21 protein-coding genes are annotated in these 19,271 nt (G+C 37.5%); 9 read left to right on the top strand and 12 right to left on the bottom strand.

Translation table 11 applies throughout. The features are described from left to right. Positions 1 to 9: 9 nt before the first annotated feature. Positions 10 to 1,779, bottom strand: coding sequence for a 30S ribosomal protein S1 (rpsA, locus tag NU09_RS05305; RefSeq protein ID WP_129750220.1), 1,770 nt, complete (start codon positions 1,777 to 1,779; stop codon positions 10 to 12). Between the two features lie 339 nt (positions 1,780 to 2,118). On the opposite strand from rpsA, the gene NU09_RS05300 reads away from it, so the two are divergent. Both NU09_RS05300 and NU09_RS05295 read left to right on the top strand, forming a co-directional pair. Next, positions 2,119 to 5,406 carry a T9SS type B sorting domain-containing protein gene (locus NU09_RS05300; RefSeq protein WP_129750219.1) on the top strand — a complete coding sequence of 1,096 codons (3,288 nt, stop codon included), beginning with the start codon at positions 2,119 to 2,121 and terminating at the stop codon, positions 5,404 to 5,406. 521 nt (positions 5,407 to 5,927) lie between these two features. Then, positions 5,928 to 6,146, top strand: a complete 219-nt coding sequence (locus NU09_RS05295) for a hypothetical protein (protein ID WP_129750218.1) — start codon at positions 5,928 to 5,930, stop codon at positions 6,144 to 6,146. Between the two features lie 99 nt (positions 6,147 to 6,245). On the opposite strand, the gene NU09_RS05290 is transcribed toward NU09_RS05295, so the two are convergent. From NU09_RS05290 to NU09_RS05275, 4 genes are all read right to left on the bottom strand, one after another. Then, positions 6,246 to 6,575 carry a hypothetical protein gene (locus NU09_RS05290; RefSeq protein ID WP_129750217.1) on the bottom strand — a complete coding sequence of 110 codons (330 nt, stop codon included), beginning with the start codon at positions 6,573 to 6,575 and terminating at the stop codon, positions 6,246 to 6,248. Positions 6,576 to 6,735: 160 nt separating this feature from the next. Then, complete coding sequence (locus tag NU09_RS05285; RefSeq protein WP_129750216.1) at positions 6,736 to 8,007, bottom strand: hypothetical protein; 1,272 nt, start codon at positions 8,005 to 8,007, stop codon at positions 6,736 to 6,738. A gap of 281 nt (positions 8,008 to 8,288) precedes the next feature. Further along, positions 8,289 to 9,503 (bottom strand): nucleoside permease, encoded by a 1,215-nt coding sequence (locus tag NU09_RS05280; protein WP_129750215.1) that lies wholly within the window; start codon positions 9,501 to 9,503, stop codon positions 8,289 to 8,291. Between the two features lie 183 nt (positions 9,504 to 9,686). After that, entirely contained in the window at positions 9,687 to 10,205 is a 519-nt protein-coding gene (locus tag NU09_RS05275) for a hypothetical protein (RefSeq protein ID WP_129750214.1), read from the bottom strand. A 180-nt stretch (positions 10,206 to 10,385) separates the two neighbouring features. Here NU09_RS05275 and NU09_RS05270 point away from each other — a divergent pair, with 180 nt between their 5' ends. The 4 genes from NU09_RS05270 (at position 10,386) to NU09_RS05255 (ending at position 12,213) form a co-directional block, all read left to right on the top strand. After that, positions 10,386 to 10,928, top strand: a complete 543-nt coding sequence (locus NU09_RS05270) for a hypothetical protein (RefSeq protein WP_129750213.1) — start codon at positions 10,386 to 10,388, stop codon at positions 10,926 to 10,928. A gap of 24 nt (positions 10,929 to 10,952) precedes the next feature. Beyond that, positions 10,953 to 11,246 (top strand): hypothetical protein, encoded by a 294-nt coding sequence (locus NU09_RS05265; protein WP_129750212.1) that lies wholly within the window; start codon positions 10,953 to 10,955, stop codon positions 11,244 to 11,246. A 74-nt stretch (positions 11,247 to 11,320) separates the two neighbouring features. Next, positions 11,321 to 11,515: a hypothetical protein gene (locus NU09_RS05260; RefSeq protein ID WP_129750211.1), complete on the top strand. Its 195-nt coding sequence runs from the start codon at positions 11,321 to 11,323 to the stop codon at positions 11,513 to 11,515. A 152-nt stretch (positions 11,516 to 11,667) separates the two neighbouring features. After that, positions 11,668 to 12,213, top strand: a complete 546-nt coding sequence (locus tag NU09_RS05255) for a hypothetical protein (protein WP_129750210.1) — start codon at positions 11,668 to 11,670, stop codon at positions 12,211 to 12,213. 55 nt (positions 12,214 to 12,268) lie between these two features. Here the strand turns inward: NU09_RS05255 and NU09_RS05250 are convergent, their stop codons facing one another. From NU09_RS05250 to NU09_RS05230, 5 genes are all read right to left on the bottom strand, one after another. Further along, positions 12,269 to 12,493, bottom strand: coding sequence for a hypothetical protein (locus tag NU09_RS05250; protein WP_129750209.1), 225 nt, complete (start codon positions 12,491 to 12,493; stop codon positions 12,269 to 12,271). Positions 12,494 to 12,673: 180 nt separating this feature from the next. Next, a complete protein-coding gene (locus NU09_RS05245) occupies positions 12,674 to 13,354 on the bottom strand; it encodes an ATP-dependent Clp protease proteolytic subunit (protein ID WP_129750208.1) in 681 nt (226 codons plus the stop codon). Positions 13,355 to 13,446: 92 nt separating this feature from the next. Next, positions 13,447 to 13,713: a hypothetical protein gene (locus NU09_RS05240; protein ID WP_129750207.1), complete on the bottom strand. Its 267-nt coding sequence runs from the start codon at positions 13,711 to 13,713 to the stop codon at positions 13,447 to 13,449. Further along, a complete protein-coding gene (locus tag NU09_RS05235) occupies positions 13,694 to 14,230 on the bottom strand; it encodes an RNA polymerase sigma factor (protein ID WP_129750206.1) in 537 nt (178 codons plus the stop codon). Before NU09_RS05235 ends, NU09_RS05240 begins: the two co-directional genes overlap by 20 nt. 86 nt (positions 14,231 to 14,316) lie before the next feature. Further along, positions 14,317 to 14,682 (bottom strand): winged helix-turn-helix transcriptional regulator, encoded by a 366-nt coding sequence (locus tag NU09_RS05230; RefSeq protein WP_129750205.1) that lies wholly within the window; start codon positions 14,680 to 14,682, stop codon positions 14,317 to 14,319. Between the two features lie 80 nt (positions 14,683 to 14,762). Between NU09_RS05230 and NU09_RS05225 the strand changes: the two genes are divergently transcribed. Continuing rightward, positions 14,763 to 15,641, top strand: coding sequence for an SDR family oxidoreductase (locus tag NU09_RS05225; protein ID WP_129750204.1), 879 nt, complete (start codon positions 14,763 to 14,765; stop codon positions 15,639 to 15,641). 44 nt (positions 15,642 to 15,685) lie between these two features. Here the strand turns inward: NU09_RS05225 and NU09_RS05220 are convergent, their stop codons facing one another. Next, the gene (locus tag NU09_RS05220; RefSeq protein WP_129750203.1) at positions 15,686 to 16,546 is read right to left on the bottom strand and encodes a hypothetical protein; all 861 of its coding nucleotides are present in this window, start codon (positions 16,544 to 16,546) and stop codon (positions 15,686 to 15,688) included. A gap of 175 nt (positions 16,547 to 16,721) precedes the next feature. On the opposite strand from NU09_RS05220, the gene NU09_RS05215 reads away from it, so the two are divergent. After that, entirely contained in the window at positions 16,722 to 17,585 is an 864-nt protein-coding gene (locus NU09_RS05215; protein WP_242501828.1) for a hypothetical protein, read from the top strand. Between the two features lie 142 nt (positions 17,586 to 17,727). Then, positions 17,728 to 18,276: a hypothetical protein gene (locus NU09_RS05210; protein ID WP_129750202.1), complete on the top strand. Its 549-nt coding sequence runs from the start codon at positions 17,728 to 17,730 to the stop codon at positions 18,274 to 18,276. A 16-nt stretch (positions 18,277 to 18,292) separates the two neighbouring features. Here the strand turns inward: NU09_RS05210 and NU09_RS05205 are convergent, their stop codons facing one another. Further along, positions 18,293 to 19,189, bottom strand: coding sequence for a DUF4421 family protein (locus tag NU09_RS05205; protein ID WP_129750201.1), 897 nt, complete (start codon positions 19,187 to 19,189; stop codon positions 18,293 to 18,295). Positions 19,190 to 19,271: the final 82 nt, after the last annotated feature.

The following is a 19,271-nucleotide window of genomic DNA, read 5'->3' as shown; positions in this document are numbered from 1 at the left end:
AATCAGTGATTATTTCTCACCTTTTTCCATTCTTTCTTTTAATTCTGCTAATGCATCGATATCACCTAGAGTAGTTTTCTCTGCATTGTTGTTAGAGTTATTGTTAGAGTCGTTGTTAGACTTAACGTTTTTCTCTTCCTCTTCTCTGAAGATAGCAGTGTGAGAAGCTACAACTCTCTTGAATTCTTTGTTGAACTCAATTACTTTGAAATCTGCAGACTCACCTTTTTTAAGTTTTTTACCATCTTCTTTCTCAAGGTGTCTTGTAGGGATGAAAGCAACGATATCGTCACCAAACTCTACAGTAGCACCTTTATCAACGATCTCATTTATCTCACCTGTGTGAACAGTACCTACAGCAAAAGACTCCTCATATTTATCCCATGGGTTAGGAGTAGTTTGTTTGTGGCCTAGAGATAGTTTACGTCCTTCTACATCAAGCTCAAGAACTACAACATCAAGTTTATCACCTACGTTTACAAACTCAGATGGGTGCTTGATTTTCTTAGTCCAAGAAAGATCAGAGATGTAGATTAAACCATCAATACCTTCTTCTAATTCTACGAAAATACCAAAGTTAGTAAAGTTTCTAACGATACCTGTGTGTTTAGAACCTACAGGGTATTTTGCAGTAATATCAGTCCAAGGGTCTTGAGAAAGTTGTTTGATACCTAGAGACATTTTGCGATCTTCTCTGTCTAGAGTTAAGATAACAGCCTCTACTTCATCACCAACTTTAACGAAATCCTGAGCAGATCTTAAGTGAGTAGACCAAGACATTTCAGAAACGTGGATTAAACCTTCAACACCTTCAGCAACTTCGATAAACGCACCGTAGTCAGCAATAACTACTACTTTACCTTTAACTTTGTCACCTACCGCCAGGTTAGCATCAAGTGCATCCCATGGGTGAGCGTTTAATTGCTTAAGACCAAGTTGGATTCTTGTTTTCTCATCATCAAAATCAAGGATAACCACGTTAAGTTTCTGGTCAAGTTCAAGAACTTCACTTGGGTGGTTAATTCTGCTCCAAGAAAGGTCAGTAATGTGGATAAGACCATCAACACCTCCAAGGTCGATGAATACACCGTAAGAAGTAATGTTTTTAACAACACCTTCAAGTACTTGTCCTTTTTCAAGCTGACCGATGATTTCTTTCTTCTGTACTTCGATATCCGCTTCGATAAGCGCTTTGTGTGAAACTACTACGTTTTTGAATTCGTGGTTGATTTTAACAACTTTGAACTCCATAGTTTTGTTTACATATTGGTCGTAATCCCTGATAGGCTTAACATCGATTTGAGAACCCGGTAAGAAAGCTTCGATACCGAATACGTCTACGATCATACCACCTTTAGTTCTGCACTTAACGAAACCGTTAACGATTTCACCTGTTTCATGAGCGTTGATAACTCTGTCCCAAGCTTTAATTGTACGTGCTTTTTTGTGGGATAATACTAACTGTCCTGATTTATCTTCACGAACGTCGATTAATACCTCTACTTTGTCCCCTACTTTTAGGTTAGGGTTGTAACGGAACTCATTTAAAGAGATAACACCTTCAGATTTAGCGTTGATATCAACGATAGCATCTCTGTCAGTGATTCTAACTACAGTACCTTCTACTACTTCGTCATTATCTGTTGAAATGAAAGTCTTCTCAACCAGATCTTCAAACTCTTTAAGGTGTTGCTCATCTACAGGATCAATACCTTCTTCGAAGTTGTGCCAGTTAAACTCTTTTAAAAATTCCTCTTGTGTTTTTACTTGTTCAGACATTGCTGATTAAAAATTTGTATTCCGTGCCTTACCTGGTTTCTTTAAGCAGCGGCAAAACTACCGGAAGCGTTTTACATATATGATTATAAACCTTTTAGAAACCTGTCCCGCTAAAAGGTGCGCAAAGGTACAAAAATATTATCATTATGCAAAACATTTACAAACAAGCTTTTAGCGACATTCAAATCATGTCTTAATCACACCCATAAATTTAAAATTAGTGTTACACATATAACTTTTATAAACAAATTATTTAACATAGATTTTATATAAATTATTTTAATTACCTTAGAAGCGGAAAAAAACTTGAAATTAAGTCTTAAAAACTTAATTTTATTTATGAAATTATCAATCAAATCAAAACCTTTGAAAATACAGCTTCCCTCCCGGAATTTTGTACTAACCCTTCTATTGCTTTTTTTTAGCGCCGCAGCATCGGCTCAGCTTACCGTTAGCATGACATCTAAAACCGATGAAACATGCCCTGGTAACGGTACCATAAACTTACAGGTACAAAATGCACAGGCAGGAATAGATGTATATTATATAGTATATAAATTACCCAACACAACTACGGCAGTTTGGAACTCCATCAACCCTAACGTAACCGGACTTACCGATGGTACCTATCAGGTTGTTGCAAAACAAAATGCCACAATATCTGACCCTATAGAAATTATTATAGAAGACCATACACAAACTGTAACTTACGACCTTACTAAAGTAGACCCCGAATGCAATGACGGAGTTATAAATATTGCCATAACACAGGGTACAGCAGTTAGCTATGAAATTATTGCAGGACCGGCTACATTTCCCCCTCAGCCAACTCCTTCATTTACTAACCTTTCTCCGGGTGTATATACCGTAAGGGTTAATGATGCATGCGGATTTGGTGTTACGCAGTCTATTACGCTTTTTTCGCAGACTCAGGTACTGGTATTAAGTAACTCTCCGGGATTTCCCGACAACGAACTTCCGGCGTGTGACCAGTTAACCGTTACAAATTCATTAATGACAGTTGACGGCGATCCTGCCGGGTTTCCTCTAACAATAACAATTACCGTATACCCGCCTGACGGAAGTGCACCTGTTACCATATCAGGGGCATATGACCCAAATACATTACAAACGTCTGCGGTAATACCTTTTTATTATGGAGAAACTTACCAATATACTATTACAGTAGAAGACTCCTGTAATACTTATACGGCAAACTGTACCGTGAATATAACTATGGTAGCGGTTGCCCTTTTTGATAATGCCAACTGTTTTGGCAAAAAACTTATTATTTACCCTGTCAAATATGTAGCTCCGTTTAACATAACTTTTGATACCTATCCTGCCGGATGGGATCCTGCAGTGGCAAACCCTGACTATCCGGGGCCTTTTACTATACTACCAGAAGATGCCGGACAGGAAATTGCCTTTGGAGACGACGATTATGAATGCCCTTACGGAACCTATACCGGATCTATAACAGATGCATGCGGACGTACCCAACCATTTACCATAGAGGTGGAAGAGATAGAAGTTGTACCTACAGCAACCCCTACAGATGCCGAATGTGGTACAGATATAGGCTCTGTTGAGATATCAATTCCCGGACTGGAAATGGCAACAGCAGAAATTATGGTAGCTCCCGATACTTATCCTAATCCGCTACCGGATGACGTTATGGAGTTTTATGTTTATGATATGGAAGCTGACCCTGCCGTTAACAAACTTGAAATGGATCTGCCGATAGGCAGCTATGTAGTGGTAGTTAGTGATGTATGCGGAAAAGTATACGACCCCATACCTTTTGTAATTGAGGTTGGCGACGGAAGTGCTGATGCCAGATCGCGTGTAGACTGTACTCCCGGACTAACATCTATATCTGTATTTTCTACAAATACACCCGTTACCCAAGTCACAGTAACGGCGGCACCAGAGGGTTTTCCCGAACCGATTCCTTTTGATATGACTCCTCTTTTACTTAACAATACGGCAGCATACATGGACGGACTGCCACCGGGAACATATACATTTGAGGTAGTTGATGTTTGTGGATCTCATACCGTGACCAAAACTTTCACAGCATATCAGGTAAATTCAACAGATATTGATATTAACCTGCAATGTGGTTCGTTTGATATTAGCCTGGCACATTCCAGCAACGCCATAAATCAGGTAAAATTCTGGTTGCAACAATATAATGAAGCAACCGGTGCATGGACCACGCCAGGTATAGGCGATGATTATACAGAAGGTACTGAGCCGGAAGACGGGATAAATGCTATGTCGTTACTTAATAACCAAACCGCATACAGCATTCCTTACAATGGTACTTTTAGAGTACTAAAAACCTTTGAGGCTTACGGTTATGGAGTAAACAAAAAAATATGTGTAGAAATTCTTGAAGAATTTGAAGTACCTGATGGGCTTGAAATATTAGACATTCTTAATATATCATGCAACGGCGACGAAAACTCCGATGTTATGGTAAATGCGCTGGGTGTAGAACCATTAACCTACACCATAATACAAAAGAACGGGGAACCCTTTACCATAAATAACGGAACCAGCAATACTTTCCTTGGGCTTGAACCTGCCTCTTATACAGTACAGGTGGAAGACCCTTGCGGAAATGTGGTACCTATGATTTTTAATGTAAATGATTTACCATCGCTGGTAACGGCTTATGACGCTCCCGATATTTCTAAATGCGGCGAAGAGGAATTTAACCTGGCGGCACAAGCTGCTTTTGTATTGGGTGCACAGGACCCTGACTTGATAACTATAACGTTTCACTTAACTCAGGCAGATGCCGAAACATTAAGCAACCCGCTACCGGATATGTACACATCTGGCAATACAACCATATATGCACGTGCTACACACAGCGCTAACCCTGACTGTGTTTCTGTAAGTACTTTTGAACTGATACTACAGGAAGCTCCAATACTAAATATGGAAGACACCTATGCCCTTTGTGAAGGCGATGATGTTACCATTGCTGCCCCTAACGGGTTTGATAGCTACGAATGGTCTACAGGTGAAACTACGCAGTCAATAACATTATCAGAACAGGGTACATATACCATAACAGCAACAAATGCAAACGGATGCGAAAGTACTAAAACAATTAGTGTTACTACTACAGCCATACCGCGTATACAAAATATTGATATTACCGACTGGACTACCAGCGACAATACGATAACCGTAATGGTAGAGCCTTCACCATACCCTCAGGATTTTGAATACTCACTGGATGGAATTGTCTATCAGGATTCGCCTGAGTTTACCGGACTCACTGCCGGACCTTATAATGTTTATGTAAGGGATAAATACAACTGTGGTAACGATTTGGGTGAAGTATACCTGCTTACCTACCCTCGTTTCTTTACGCCAAACGGCGACGGGGTAAACGAAAGGTGGCGTATACAGTACTCTATACACGAACCTGACATGGAAATCTATATTTTCGACAGGTATGGTAAGCTTATTACCACCTTTGGGCCTAACTATGAAGGCTGGGACGGTACCTTCCACGGTAACCGACTGCCAAGTACCGATTACTGGTTTGTGGTAAAACGTCAGGATGGCCGCGAACTTAAAGGCCATTTCTCTATGGTGAGGTAGTAAATTGGATAGGAGATTTTAGACTTTTGAAAAATGTCTGTTTTAAAAACATACAACATTACATTTCAAACTATTGAATATTGAGGCAAAATAATGCTTTCACCTTATCTTTACTTAAATCAGTTAGTAATGGACAGTCACAATAGTAAAGATGTTAATGATGTCATAGGAGCATTAGAATTAGTTTTAAACGGCGCTATGCTCCAAAATTTTTTCATTAGCGAATCTACCATAACCGTAGAAGTGAATCATGATGTAACTAAACTTTACGATTCTCCCGAGTATAATAACAGTACATCCGTATTATTTTCTATACCCACAAAACATCTTTTAGAGATTTTTAAGTATTGGAAACAATTCTTATTATTATAGTACATTAAATGGTATTATACCCTATGAGTAAAAGACAAGAATATGGGTTACAGTTTTCAAAAGAACTAAAGAGAGACATTATTCGATTTAAATGTCACTATATAGGGAAAAATCCCTTATTAATTAGTTTAGCTTTTAAATTAACAATAATGCATAAAATTGAATGCAAAGGATTAATTCAAGAAATTATTAATGCTGAAAACGGAGAATATTACGAGCAATATTTTGCCTTAGATTGTGACGCAGCCAGTGATAACGACTGCATTGAAATAGCCCCTCCTAATGTAATTATTGATAACGAACTTACCATAAGCTTTACCGATATGAAACTATTATTACAGGAATATATAGATTTTATGGAGCGTTAAAACTGACTCTCTATTTAAAACCTATAAATCTCCTCAAAATCAGGCAGTGCCTGTATACATTCAATCTGTTTACTAGGTATTGTAAGTAAAGGGTACTCACTACTGCACACTCCCCTGTCTCCACATGGCAATAGACTTTTCAAAGTGCTTTTGCACACTCGTATTTAAAAGCGCTATAAAAGTTTCCTCATACAGGTTTTCATCAAAAAGGGTAAGTGCTATTTGTTCCAGTATAGCATTGTGTTCGGGATGTTTTGTAGTATATACCCAGTTAACGCATTCGGCACAGCGGTTTGCTATATCGGGGTTATTAATATTGTTTGCTATGAAAATGGCAAAAAAACAGATTATAATAAAATCATCATCGTTTTCAAATTCCTTAAAGTCAAATTCAGGAACCGTATAAAGTAGCTTTTCTTTCAGGGTCATACAGTGGTATATATTACTAACACAAGATAATTACTATGCCGCGTTTCCGATTACGGGTAACCATCGTAAATTTAAAGAATAGCCTGATTAGGCATAAAATCTTTAAACAGTTTGTGCGAATTGTATGATAAAACACATAAATTAATCGATAAACGGTAAATTATTTTAAAAAAGCAATAACCGCTTTTTCATATCCTTTGCAGTACTGAATATGATTTGTGCGTAAAGAGTCTTTATAGCTAATACCGTCTACAGTTGCCTCGTGCATGTTTACACGATCCTGTACGGTTTGCCAAAGCCTTTTTTGTATGTACGGATTTTTATTGTTTTGTACAAAAGCATAAAACAACTCCGGTCGTTTTATAAAGATGTCATAAAAATAATCATCTGTACTCATTACAACCGTTTCCCCTATAGGGTTAGAGGCGTCGGCCATTTTGTTAGTATAGATCTGTCCGGCAACATACATATAAAAAGTAAGGTTCTCACTTTGCTCTCTTAATGACGAAAGTACACCTGTAATTTCCATAAGGTCACCCATTGTGGCATACTCGTCATAATGACTGGTTACAAGTTCGTCAAGGTTCTTTCTGTTTGACTCAAAATAAGAAAGTTTTTCATCGGGAGTAAGCTTAAAGAACTGTGTTTCCTCCAGTGTACAAAACGGCTTAACATCCATTTGGTCATCAGTTATAATAACCTCAAAAAGTTTTAGCTTGTCACCCTCTACCCTGTAATGAAAGCTCTTGCCCCATTCGCTTCCCTTCTTAAAGTAAATCTTATCCATCGGGTAGATATCAGAAACAAATACGGTTGCCACCTCATAATTATCGTAACCAAAAAGATTATTGGCAGATCCGTCAGGATTCAGCTGAATATTGGTAGTATAGCCTCCCATTTGCGGGCAATGGCACGAGTAGCTCTTGTTTGCAAATAAAATCTTGTTGGTAATATCACTTACCCCTTTCGATTCATCTTTGGCATTCGGTACATCGGCTACTCTTATAAGTTCGGCCCTGTGTCCGTTAAGGTCAAACGAAAGTATGTCATTTTTAAGGTAAATTCTTTCTTCAAGAGTACCCTCCAGTGTGGTGTAAGATATATAAGGTTCGGCATCTTTTTGTATGAGCATTCCCTGCTCTCCTTCAATACCGTAATATATCTTTATAGGTGTTTCTGCCTGGTCTGGTGCTGCCTTAATAACAACACTGTTTATTCCTTTAAGGAATTTAGACGAAGCGAATGGTGAACGATTTGTTTTTAGTGAATCTACATACTCTTTAGGCACCCATACTCCATTGTATGGCTGAAGGCTAATAGTATATTCTACCTGTGGTACCACAGGCACGATTTCCGCGGTATGCTTGGGTTCCTGCTTGCAACCCACCAGCAATAGCATTACGGAAAACAGTAAAAGGGGCATCTGTTTCATTATAAGGCGGTGGTTTTTAGCGAATTATGCTTGCAGCGAATGTACTAAAAAAACTCTTTGTAAGAAACTAAATATTAAATTTTTATTTATATGTTGATTTTTCCTACATTATATAAGACTTAAATAACAAAACAGGATTTTTAGTAAGAATCTTCTACGTTTTTTGCATAGTCAGACAAGTTTCACCTATTAGATTTTAGATGAAAAACACGACGAAATGCATATTTTTTCGCTGAAACGTCGTTTTTAAGTAAAATCAGATAAAAAATAATTACTTAATACTACTCTTTCTCTGCCTTAAATACAAATGGGAAAATTATTGCCAGTACTAAAGCATATCCGGCAAATGTAAACCAGATGCTTTGCCAGTCACGGTTACCGTTAACTGTAAAATGGTCTACTACCCATCCGCTGGCAAGTCCTCCTACAAGCGCACCAAGTCCGTTTGTCATAATCATAAAAAGTCCTTGTGCGCTGGAACGTATGGTTGGATCGGCTTCCTTCTCCACAAACATCGATCCTGATATATTAAAGAAATCGAACGCCATACCGTATATGATCATAGAAAGGACAAGCAGGTACAATCCGTCATCGGGATTACCAATACCAAACAGCCCGAAACGGAATACCCATGCCACTATACTGAAAAGCATTACAGTTTTGATGCCGTATCTCTTTAAGAAGAAAGGAATAAGGAGTATAAAAAAGGTTTCGGAAACCTGAGAAATAGAAAGCAGTAAATTAGGATGCTTAACCCCAAACGAATCGGGATAGGCACTTTTAAAATCATCCAAAAACGGACCACCAAAAGCATTTGTTATTTGTAACGCAGCCCCTAATAGCATAGCAAAAATAAAGAATACCGCCATTTTACGCTGTTTAAGCAATACAAAAGCATCCAGTCCTAAAGAGGACATAAGGCTTCTTTCTGTTTGTTTTTGCAATGGTGGTGAAGGCGGCATAGTAAAGGCATATAGCCCTAAAAACAACGATGCCGATGCCCCCACATACAACTGGCTGGCGCTTTGGGTCCACCCTAAAAAATCTACCGCCCACATGGCAGCAATAAAACCTACCGTTCCCCACACGCGTATAGGCGGAAAGTTGGTAACTATGCTGTAACCTTTTTTTTCCAGTACGTTATAAGAAACCGAATTGTTTAGTGCAATGGTAGGCATATATACACATGCATTGAAAAGCATAACGATATAAAACCAAAAATAATCGTGTACCGTTGTGGCATAAACAAGTAACAGCGCCCCTGCCAAATGGCAAATCCCTAAAAGTCTTTCGGCGTTAATCCATCGGTCGGCAACAATACCTAAAAGTCCGGGCATAAATAATGAGGCTATTCCCATAGTGGTATACACACCGCCTATCTGAATACCGCTAAATCCTAACGTGGCACCCATATAGTTACCTAACGAAATTAACCACGAACCCCATATAAAAAACTGCAGGAAGTTCATAAGCACCAGACGGCTCTTAATACCCATATATGCAACGTATTAGTTTAACACAGCCGTAAAACTATCAAAAAAGTTGAAATGTAAGGAAATATGTAGGTTAAGCTTTTTATTAATTTAAAATTTAAGCTTACTTCACACAAAATCAAAATTGTATATATAACAAAAATCCCTGCGTGGTGCAGGGATTTAAATATTATTATATATCTATGTTTATGACAATAACCTTCTGTTAACCGGAAGCCAGTAAAGTATTATAAAAGTTATACTAAACATTATTTTTACTCCCATACTAACATAAGAAATTATGAGAGATGGCCCTTCAGGAAGATTGCTGGTAAGATTTGGAATATTAATGGTAAGATTAGTATAAAGATATAGGCCTATACTCAGTATTGCTACAACAGTATAAATATAAAGTCCTATGAGCTTTTTCTTTAACATTAAAATGGCTCCAGTAAGTTTTGTTGCCGAAAATAATGCCCCTAAAACTATTAGCCATACAGAATATTCAAGTCCTATGCCTGAAAGTGCCACAATACTAAAAGGTAAACCTAGAAGGTTAAACCCCATTACAATTATAGTAAGTATACATAATACTTTAAGAAAAGTATCTTTGGGCTTTACCATCGTTTCAAAAGCTTCAAAGCCTTCAGATTGTTTTGTGTTGCAAACATGGCAGTAAGTTGCATCATCCGTTAGCATATTACTGCATTTTAAACATGGTTTCATTGGTGTGTTTAATTGGTTATCTGATGGCAAATATAAATTGTTATATTTATAAAAGCTAAACCATCTTATTAAACACTTTATCTTACTTTTATTCCTTTCTCTGTATACACTTATATGGCTATATTTACCTTAATTATGAATCTGAGTTTTATAAAATAAAAATATAATCAACACAAACTAATGAAACCTACACGCCTTTTTACACTACTGTTTGCAACCGCATCCTTATTAACCGTTACCGGATGTATAGAGGATCCCGGCTACGGCAAAAGCTTTAACGAACAAAGAATAAAGCTGGGAGTACCTACCATTAAGTTTGACATGATTACACATGGCGGAATGGTATGGGAAGTAAAAAATGAAAATGAAAAAACCGGCTCGTACCATGCTTCAAAAATAATCCTTCCCATAGGCGACAACGAAAGCGAGCATATTGAAACCGATATTTTTAGGCGTAAGCTTAATAAAGATATGTACGAGCAGTTGGCTTACACTGCTTATTTTACAAACGACAGTACCGTATCATTTGAAAAAATAAAACCTTACTATTTTAAAGGTCCTAAAAGTGAAATGGAAAAAACCGCAACAGGTGAAACCAAGTCTTTAAGTATTACTGACAAAAAAGAACTAACCCTGCAACAAGCCGACAGTATACTTGAAAACTGGGCATTAAGCCGCATTAAAAAAGAAGGCGTGGTAAGCCATAAACATATGCAGAAGTAACCATAAAATAAACACACCTAAACTATGAAAACACTAACCAGAATTCTTACTGTACTGCTAAACCTTTCTGTTCCATGGCTTTTACCCATACTATTGGTATTTGTATGCTTCTTTATTTATGGATCAGGAGCTGTTGGGGCTGAAAAGCTCGAAAAACAAATGTTTATCTGGCATGGAATTTATCTACTTATAGGAGTTATTCATTTGTTTTTGGTTTACAAATTCATCGATTTGCTTACACGTACACAAAAAATTATAATGGTTACCGCTTTGGCAGCTTTGTACGGGTTTTTCCTTATTAATTTTATGATGAGTTAGATAAAAAATTTTTGCGTGAATACTAAATTTTACCATAAATTCGCTCCGTTATAAAAAACTAACTTTTCCCAACTATGAAACTAAAACAAATTGCGGCGTTTTGCCTTCTTGTAGTGTTTGCAGCCAGCTTTACTAACTGTAAAGCCAGTGCCAGTGCCAGCGTAGGTACTAAGAGTACCCGAACAAACAGTAAACCATTACCTCCCGGACAGGCTAAAAAAATGAATGGCGACAAGAGCGCTAAAAAATATGCCCCGGGCCATAACTAAACAGACTTATACATTTAACTCCGCTAATAGCGGAGTTTTTTATAAATAAACCGTTATATATATTCTTTTAAGTAATACCTGATTTCAGATATATAACATTTGGGTTGCGATTCCAGTGATAAATACTTATTTTTATAAAAACACCTATAAAAATGCAAAAATACCTGCCGTTATTTACCATATGTTTATTACTATCCTGCAATAGCGACGATACGCAAAAAGACCCGGATAACGAATTTTTCAGCAATCTAAAAGGTCATTACAGCTTAAAAGAAATTTATAGTGAAATTCCTCTCGATCTTAATTTTGACAATATAACCAATACTGATCTTTTAAGCGAAATAGACTGTGTTATTGCTTTTCCGCCTGAATTATATAAAGCAAGTGTAGAATATTATGCAATATCGGGTAAAAAGGTCTTTACTTTTGAAACAGCAAACCAAGATATACAAAGTGAAAATAATATTCAAAGTAAATGCTTTTATCCTGCAAGCCTTTCCTATTCATTTGACAGATCAGGGCCGGATAATCAAATAATTATTACCAACAGAAATACCGAAAGAGAAGCTGACTATGGTATTTTGACAAATGTTACCTTACAGGATAATACATTTGATTTTATTATTAAAAAAGAATACTATACACCTCAGGGATGGCAAGAGCTCAACACACACCTGTTATATGAGAAAGATAATTAAAAAAGCCCCGCAATACGGGGCTTTTTTATAATTGTTAGATGATGATTCCGAAGCGTTATTTGCCTGATTTATTAACAGCATATAGTCCGCCGCCAAACAGTACGATTGCAAGCCCCACATATATAAAGCCCTGCATTTGTCCTGATTCGTTTGAGGCGTCAATTTTGATACCTAAAAAATTAATTTCTTTAGTACTGTCAGCTATTCTGTTTACGCCTATATACCCTACTCCCAAGCTAATAACAATCAATAGTATACCTATTATCTTTGTTGCATTCATTTCTTTTTATTTTTTAAGGTTTCTCTAATTTAGTAAGAATAATTGTAATGAATGTAAGCCTAGCAGACAATTAAGTTTTTTTTAGTACATGATAACATAATCTTTGGAGATTTCTCTATTCGGTAGAAATTACAAAAGATTACTTCGTCGTACCTTCTCGTAATAACAGTACCAAAATAATTACCTCTCAAGTATTTCATCAATCATACCGAAAGCCTTAGCCTCTTCGGCTGTCATCCAGTAATCGCGTTCGGCATTCTTGCTTATTGTTTCATATTCCTGTCCGCTATGCTTTGCTATTATCTGGTAGAGTTCCTCCTGAATTTTAAGCACCTGACGTATGCTTATATCCATATCGGCAGCCGTACCCTGTGCCCCACTAGAGGTTTGGTGGATCATTACACGGGCATGTTTTAATGCCGACCTCTTTCCTGCTGCTCCCGCACACAATAATACCGAACCCATAGACAGGGCTACTCCTGTACATATGGTTGCCACATCGGGGGTTATATATTGCATGGTATCATAAATACCAAAACCCGCATATACCGATCCGCCCGGTGAGTTTACATACAACTGTATATCCTTTTTGGCATCAAGTGACTGTAAAAACAGCAGCTGCGCCTGTATAATATTGGCATTACGTTCTTCCACCTGCTCACCTAAAAAGATAATCCTGTCCATCATAAGGCGGGAAAAAACATCCAGCTGGGTAATATTTAACTGGCGTTCTTCCATAATGTATGGGGTTAGGGCTTTAGGGCTTGCATAGGCCTCTGCCCTGCTTATGTACTTATCTACATACAGGCTATTTATCCTGTGGTGTTTTACCGCATAATTGCGAAATTCTTTTTTGTCCATAACTGTTCGTTTTTTGTTGAGATTAAAACATAAGTATCCTGCCACCGCTAATGACAGGGTGTTGATTTGATTGTGATTTAAATTGAAATGGTTTATCCGAAGAAGCTCAATACCTTCTTCCTGAAAGACACATAATGGCTCGCTGTAAACATATGGTGCGACACCTGCTCTATTTCCTCACGCAGCTTTTGGCGGCCGTACTGCCTTGCTGCCATAGTAGTTTTTTGCTGCCATTTAAGATTATCGGCAAGCTGAGGTTCCAGTATCAATCTGGCCTCAAAAAGTGCCCTGTCCTCATCGCTTAGACTACCGCTTAGGTATTGCTCTGTAAGTATCGTATCATTCCATGAAGTCTTCATACTCTAGCGATTTAGATTTTACGGTATCCTTTACTTTTTCAAGGCATTTATACTTTTGTGCCGTAGCCGAACGGCTTCCTGAAAAACCAAACCTGTTGGCAAGCTTGTCCATATCCAGCTTTTCATAATAAAAGGCCGAAAGCAGTTCCATACATTTTTTTCCGGTGGTGCTAAGCAGTTTCATTAGCCTTGAAGAAACAGCCTCGGTATATTCAGTATCATTATTGGGCAAAACGGTTTCTCCAACTGTAACCTTCGTTAACTGGTTAAAGCGTTTGCTCCATAAATGGCGGGCAATACCCAACAGGTATGCCGACTCGTTTGCAACCTCAACACCCTCATAGCTTTTTTCCATATAAACTATCAGGGCATCGTGAAAAATATCTTTTGCTTCATCGAGCGAACCGCCCATTTTACCTACATACCCTGCCACTGCCGGAAATGCTTTTATATATAGCTCTTCCAACACTTCTTTTCGGGTTACAGGTTCTGTTATTGTATCATTTTTTGCAATCATAACACAAGCGTTTATATATAAGTGCCAAAAATGAGGCAGATATCACCATAAAAATACTTCTTTTTTTAAAAGTATTTATAAACAGGTTACTGTTTGTCTTCCTTAGCCCTTTCATTTATTGCCCAGCTTGCCATAGCATCAATAACTGGCATTAGCCCTTTACCCGACTTACTAAGCTTATAGGTTACATATGGCGGCACTACCGGCTTGGCTTTGCGTATCACAAGTCCGTCGCTTTCCAGTTGCTTTAAATGCTGTATAAGTACTTTTTCGGTTATGGCCGGAATAGCCCTTTTTATTTCGCTGTAGCGAATAGGGCCTTTGGAAAGATGATAAAGTATAATGGGTTTCCAGTAGTTACCAATTTTTTCCATTACATAGGTAACAGGACAGATATCAAGCGCATACTGCTTGTTTTCCTGTATTACAGAGGTCTCTTTAATTGCTGTCATAGATACATACTTTAGGGTAAGTACTTGTATAAAAGTAAGTACAAAAGTAACTTTGTTTCAACAAATAAAAAAGTAAAATCATGAAAATAACAGTAACAGGATCATTAGGAAACGTGGCTAAGCCTTTAGCCGAATCATTAATTGCAAAAGGAAACGATATAACCATTGTGAGCAGCAGTACCGACAGAAAGCAGGATATTGAAAAACTGGGTGCTAAAGCAGCAATAGGTTCGGTTAACGATACGGCATTTTTAACCAATGCCTTCACAGGAGCTGATGCCGTTTTTGCAATGACTCCTCCTAATCTGGGCGGTACCAATGTAGTGGCTAATACTACAGAAGCTGGTAAAAACCTGGCTCAGGCTATTAAAGACTCGGGTGTAAAACGTGTAGTGATGCTTAGCAGTATAGGCGCCGACAAACCCAATGGTAACGGACCAATAGCCGCCATACATAACATAGAGAACATGTACAATGAAATTGACGACGTAAACTTCACTTTTGTAAGGGCAGGTTTCTTTTACTACAACTTCTTTAATGATATTCCTCTTATTAAAAATGCAGGTATTACAGGTGCTAACTATGCTGCCGATATTAAGATGGCGATGGTACACCCAAGGGATATTGCTGCCGTTATAGCCGAAGAACTTGAAAATAAAAACAGTACAAACAAAATACGTTATGCCATAAGCGATATACGCACTCCGCAGGAAGTGGCTGCCGTTTTAGGTTCTGCCATAGGAAAGCCGGAACTGCCATGGGTCCAGTTTACCGACGAGCAGCTTATTGAAGGGATGACACAGGCAGGCCTGCCGCTGGATATTGCCGAAATGTATACCGATATGGGACGTGGTTTAGGTAACGGCCGCATACAGGAACATTTTAACACTACCGATGGTAAGGCCAAAGGAAAAATTAAGCTTGAGGAATTTGCCAAAGAGTTTGCTCTTAAATTCTAAGTTGATTTTTATTAAAAGCTAAAGCCCCTTTATGGGGCTTTTTTTTAGTTATCAGCAAATTTTGATCTTGCACCAGGGTCTTCATTACGCTTTCCTGAACTTTTTCTTTCTTTTTCACTAAGTGTAAAAAATCCGGTTCTGCTGAGTTTGTATAATGGAATCGCATAACTTACCGTCATAAAAGTACCGCTCATATTAGTAGCAACATCTCCCAGTTCCCATCCTACACCTATCTGAAAATCCAGTATGGTAAGGTTTAAAACAGGTGCAAAAACATTATTGGTATCTTCACCTGTACCTGCCGAAAACAGTACTCCTAAATGTAACCCCACCACATTACTAAAATCCTGTTCGGTTACATTCCCCTGATCGTCATATATAACTTTCTTTTCACCAAAATTAAGTCCCAGTCCTGCTCCTACCGAATTGAAAAGGGTGATATTACCTTTAGAATCATCCTGTGCACTCTTGGTTAAAAAATCAAACCTTGCTACAGGAATATTAAAATTGGTGGTTAAAATAGTCGCCTTGTAAAACTTGGTTTTATTTGAAAGATCTTCTGCCTGAAATGTAGCCGTAAAATCTGTACCTATAGTAACGGACACGACATCTCCTCTTTCAAGCTTTGTATCTTTACTAAGCCTTTTGGTTTTTTGTATTTCACTCCATACCCATAGTTTTGCTCCCGAACTTTTTTGTATAGCAAAGGTTACTATAAAATTCCCGTTAGAGTCGGCCATTCCTTCGTCTTCAGGTATTCCGTCAAGATCTCCGTCAACTTTTACAACCGCATCAGGTTCAGTGACACCTATTATCCCTTTTGTACTAAGAGATTTAATAGTAACATCCTGTGCAAAGGCACCTGCTGTTATGAGAGATAAAATAAATAGTAATTGTTTTTTCATAAGGTTAGATTTTTTGGTTTATGTGATAAAATTATCAATTTAACAAACAGCAAAACATCGCCATTAGTAGGTATATTTATTTATCGATGTAATGCTTTAATTTATCTGTAAAACACTGATTTATAATATTTTTCATATTAAACTGTTATAGTATTACCAACATAACACTATAGTAATGATAGTTAACAACCTTACTAAACCATTTCTACTTATTTGCCTTGCCTTGCTTAGTTGCGGCAAAAAGACGGAGGATAAATCTCTAAACGAACCTGAAGTTACTTTAAATCCGGTAGCAGAAATGGGAGCTCCCATTGCTACCGCAAGCTATGATACACTTGCCAAAACCATTCATGTTTATGTGGCCTTATGCGATAATAAATACCAGGGAATCGTACCCGTACCAAAAGCTATAGGCAACGGGCAGGATCCACACAACAACTTATACTGGGGTTGTGGGTATGGCATACGCACTTATTTTAAAAAAAGCGCCGAATGGAAACTCCTTAAAAAAGAGAAAAAAGATTCGCTGGTAATGGAAAGGCTGGTGTTTAAACATACTACAAAAAACCACTACCTGATAGCTGATGCCTATAACGGTAAGCACATAAAACAATGCACAAAAGACTTTTTAAACAGTAGCTGCGGCAAACTAACAGACACACTTACCATAAACAACACTACGCTGGGGGTAGCAGGAAATTCCGGGCTTGTGGCTTATATAGGTCACGACGGCTTAATGGATTTTCAGTTGTATGAAGATTACATCAATACCGACAATAAACAACGTAATGTAATTATACTTGCCTGTGTGAGTAAAAGGTTCTTTGGGCCACACTTACAAGAGGCAAATGTAAATCCGTTAGTATGGACTACAGGGCTTATGTGTCCGGAAGCCTACACCCTACACGATGCAATAACAGGATATGTAAACGGTGAGAACAATACTCAAATACGTCAACGGGCAGCTCAGGCCTACAACAAATACCAGAAGTGCGGAGAAAAAGCTGCCAGAAATTTACTGGTTACAGGTTGGGAATAAATTTCTATATTTATTTTTGCTTTTAAACCTTAATTAAGGCCACACCCATGCTTAAATATCTTATAATAGTAGTTATTGCTCTTTTCCCAATTGAATTTAGACCTTTCAGGAGTATTGACAATTTTCAACTTAAGCCTTTTATATGAAAAGCTACTTTAAGTCATTAGCAAATGACCGTTTTCTTATACCATTCCTGTTATTTGGGGTATTGCTTAACCTGTTTTGGTTTTATATTTTTGGTGAACTGGAAAATACAATCTTTAAAAGATCACTCATTTTTTCCTACTTAAGCTATTGCATATTACCGTCACTACTCCATCAATACATTTTTGGCATAAGCATTTTGTCATTCATAAGGATAAGTATCAGTTATTTTGTTTTCCTCATGCTGGTAATCGCTAGTTTTCTTATACTTCTAAATACAGGTAGTTTTGTGATAGTCTATGCAGTTTTACTTTTAATTTTCATGCTGTTTATAACTTACTTTCTTGTCAGGTTTTTTAAAATTACCTTATCGCCGGCTTACTTAATAGAGCTTGTAGTTCTTTCCCTAATATCACTTGCCGTTATCCATATACCCGACTATTCATGGTCTCATGATTTCGGAATACATCTTATTTTATCAATGGTAATGTTTACATTTACCTATCTGACAGTAAAAAATTATAAACCCGTTTTAAAGGAAGCCTAAAAGCTGAATTTTATAATTAAAAATCAATATGCTTTACAAACGATAACTGGAAATTAATACCGGTAAAGCTTAATTCACCGTCATCTTCGGTATACATAAGTTTATTGTTTACTAAAAATGTTGCTGCCAGTGCCCAGTCATTTTTATGATATATTAATCCGCCACGGCCAAAAGCAGTCGGATAAGCCTCTATTTTCAAATCAGAAAGCAAATGCGGATCATTCCCTACATTTACATCCACTGTAAGGATGCCTGTGACCATCCATCGCTCATCAATTACCCAACTGTAAGCATATCCGCCATTAATCCCAAACTGAACGTTTTTAAGGCTGTTTTCTGTTTGCCATAACACTCCGCCCGGGTTTACCTTAAAAAAGTAAGCTCCTCCTCCTAAAATAAAACTCCCTACAGATTTAAGCTGTATCTCATTTTGCTGAAAAGCAGCTTTTGCAGAAAACTTATCTCCCTTAAAAATATAGGCAAATTCAGCACCTAAATTTCGCACATACATATCCGGGTAAAGTGTTGCTTCATCCCCTTCGGCATCATTGTAAAAACCTTTGTATTTCTGATAAAATAAATCTAAAACAAAATAGCGCCCGTAGTGGTGTATCTGCAGGTCTGATGATTTGGTTTTACCTTTCCCATCCTGTTCCAGAGGAGCTATACCAAAACTGTAACTAAAATTGATTACTGTATTTTTTATTGAAATACCCACCCCTACCCTTAAAGGGTTGTTAGGTATATAATCTTTTTCATCTTTGCCCAACTGTACGCTGCTTTGACTTAAAAAACCCGAAAGCATTACTCTTTGAGGGTAATCAGCTATATAAGCTGTGTCGGTTTTTACCTGTCCTAAAGTAATAACGGGACTAAGAAATAAAACAGCATAAATAAAGTTTCGCAAGGTCATTTAAGATAGTATATAAAAGCTTTTTACTAAACGGGGCAAATATACCATTAGTATTACGACATGCAGATTAAGCAAATTTTAT

The sequence above is a fragment of the Flavobacterium beibuense genome (genome assembly GCF_004151245.1).
Classification (GTDB): Bacteria; Bacteroidota; Bacteroidia; order Flavobacteriales; family Flavobacteriaceae; genus Flavobacterium; species Flavobacterium beibuense_A.
The sequence above is the reverse complement of the archived record's forward strand: the minus strand, read 5'-3'. Positions and strand labels throughout refer to the sequence as shown.

Coding starts and splice junctions, on each gene's coding strand:
- NU09_RS05260 (WP_129750211.1), top strand. CDS start 11,321: ATGAAACTAAAACAAATTGCGGCGTTTTGCCTTCTTGTAGTGTTTGCA.
- NU09_RS05210 (WP_129750202.1), top strand. CDS start 17,728: ATGAAAAGCTACTTTAAGTCATTAGCAAATGACCGTTTTCTTATACCA.
- NU09_RS05270 (WP_129750213.1), top strand. CDS start 10,386: ATGAAACCTACACGCCTTTTTACACTACTGTTTGCAACCGCATCCTTA.
- NU09_RS05220 (WP_129750203.1), bottom strand. CDS start 16,546: ATGAAAAAACAATTACTATTTATTTTATCTCTCATAACAGCAGGTGCC.
- rpsA (WP_129750220.1), bottom strand. CDS start 1,779: ATGTCTGAACAAGTAAAAACACAAGAGGAATTTTTAAAAGAGTTTAAC.
- NU09_RS05295 (WP_129750218.1), top strand. CDS start 5,928: ATGCATAAAATTGAATGCAAAGGATTAATTCAAGAAATTATTAATGCT.
- NU09_RS05275 (WP_129750214.1), bottom strand. CDS start 10,205: ATGAAACCATGTTTAAAATGCAGTAATATGCTAACGGATGATGCAACT.
- NU09_RS05245 (WP_129750208.1), bottom strand. CDS start 13,354: ATGGACAAAAAAGAATTTCGCAATTATGCGGTAAAACACCACAGGATA.
- NU09_RS05300 (WP_129750219.1), top strand. CDS start 2,119: ATGAAATTATCAATCAAATCAAAACCTTTGAAAATACAGCTTCCCTCC.
- NU09_RS05215 (WP_242501828.1), top strand. CDS start 16,722: ATGATAGTTAACAACCTTACTAAACCATTTCTACTTATTTGCCTTGCC.
- NU09_RS05205 (WP_129750201.1), bottom strand. CDS start 19,189: ATGACCTTGCGAAACTTTATTTATGCTGTTTTATTTCTTAGTCCCGTT.
- NU09_RS05250 (WP_129750209.1), bottom strand. CDS start 12,493: ATGAATGCAACAAAGATAATAGGTATACTATTGATTGTTATTAGCTTG.
- NU09_RS05230 (WP_129750205.1), bottom strand. CDS start 14,682: ATGACAGCAATTAAAGAGACCTCTGTAATACAGGAAAACAAGCAGTAT.
- NU09_RS05265 (WP_129750212.1), top strand. CDS start 10,953: ATGAAAACACTAACCAGAATTCTTACTGTACTGCTAAACCTTTCTGTT.
- NU09_RS05290 (WP_129750217.1), bottom strand. CDS start 6,575: ATGACCCTGAAAGAAAAGCTACTTTATACGGTTCCTGAATTTGACTTT.
- NU09_RS05255 (WP_129750210.1), top strand. CDS start 11,668: ATGCAAAAATACCTGCCGTTATTTACCATATGTTTATTACTATCCTGC.
- NU09_RS05235 (WP_129750206.1), bottom strand. CDS start 14,230: ATGATTGCAAAAAATGATACAATAACAGAACCTGTAACCCGAAAAGAA.
- NU09_RS05285 (WP_129750216.1), bottom strand. CDS start 8,007: ATGAAACAGATGCCCCTTTTACTGTTTTCCGTAATGCTATTGCTGGTG.
- NU09_RS05240 (WP_129750207.1), bottom strand. CDS start 13,713: ATGAAGACTTCATGGAATGATACGATACTTACAGAGCAATACCTAAGC.
- NU09_RS05225 (WP_129750204.1), top strand. CDS start 14,763: ATGAAAATAACAGTAACAGGATCATTAGGAAACGTGGCTAAGCCTTTA.
- NU09_RS05280 (WP_129750215.1), bottom strand. CDS start 9,503: ATGGGTATTAAGAGCCGTCTGGTGCTTATGAACTTCCTGCAGTTTTTT.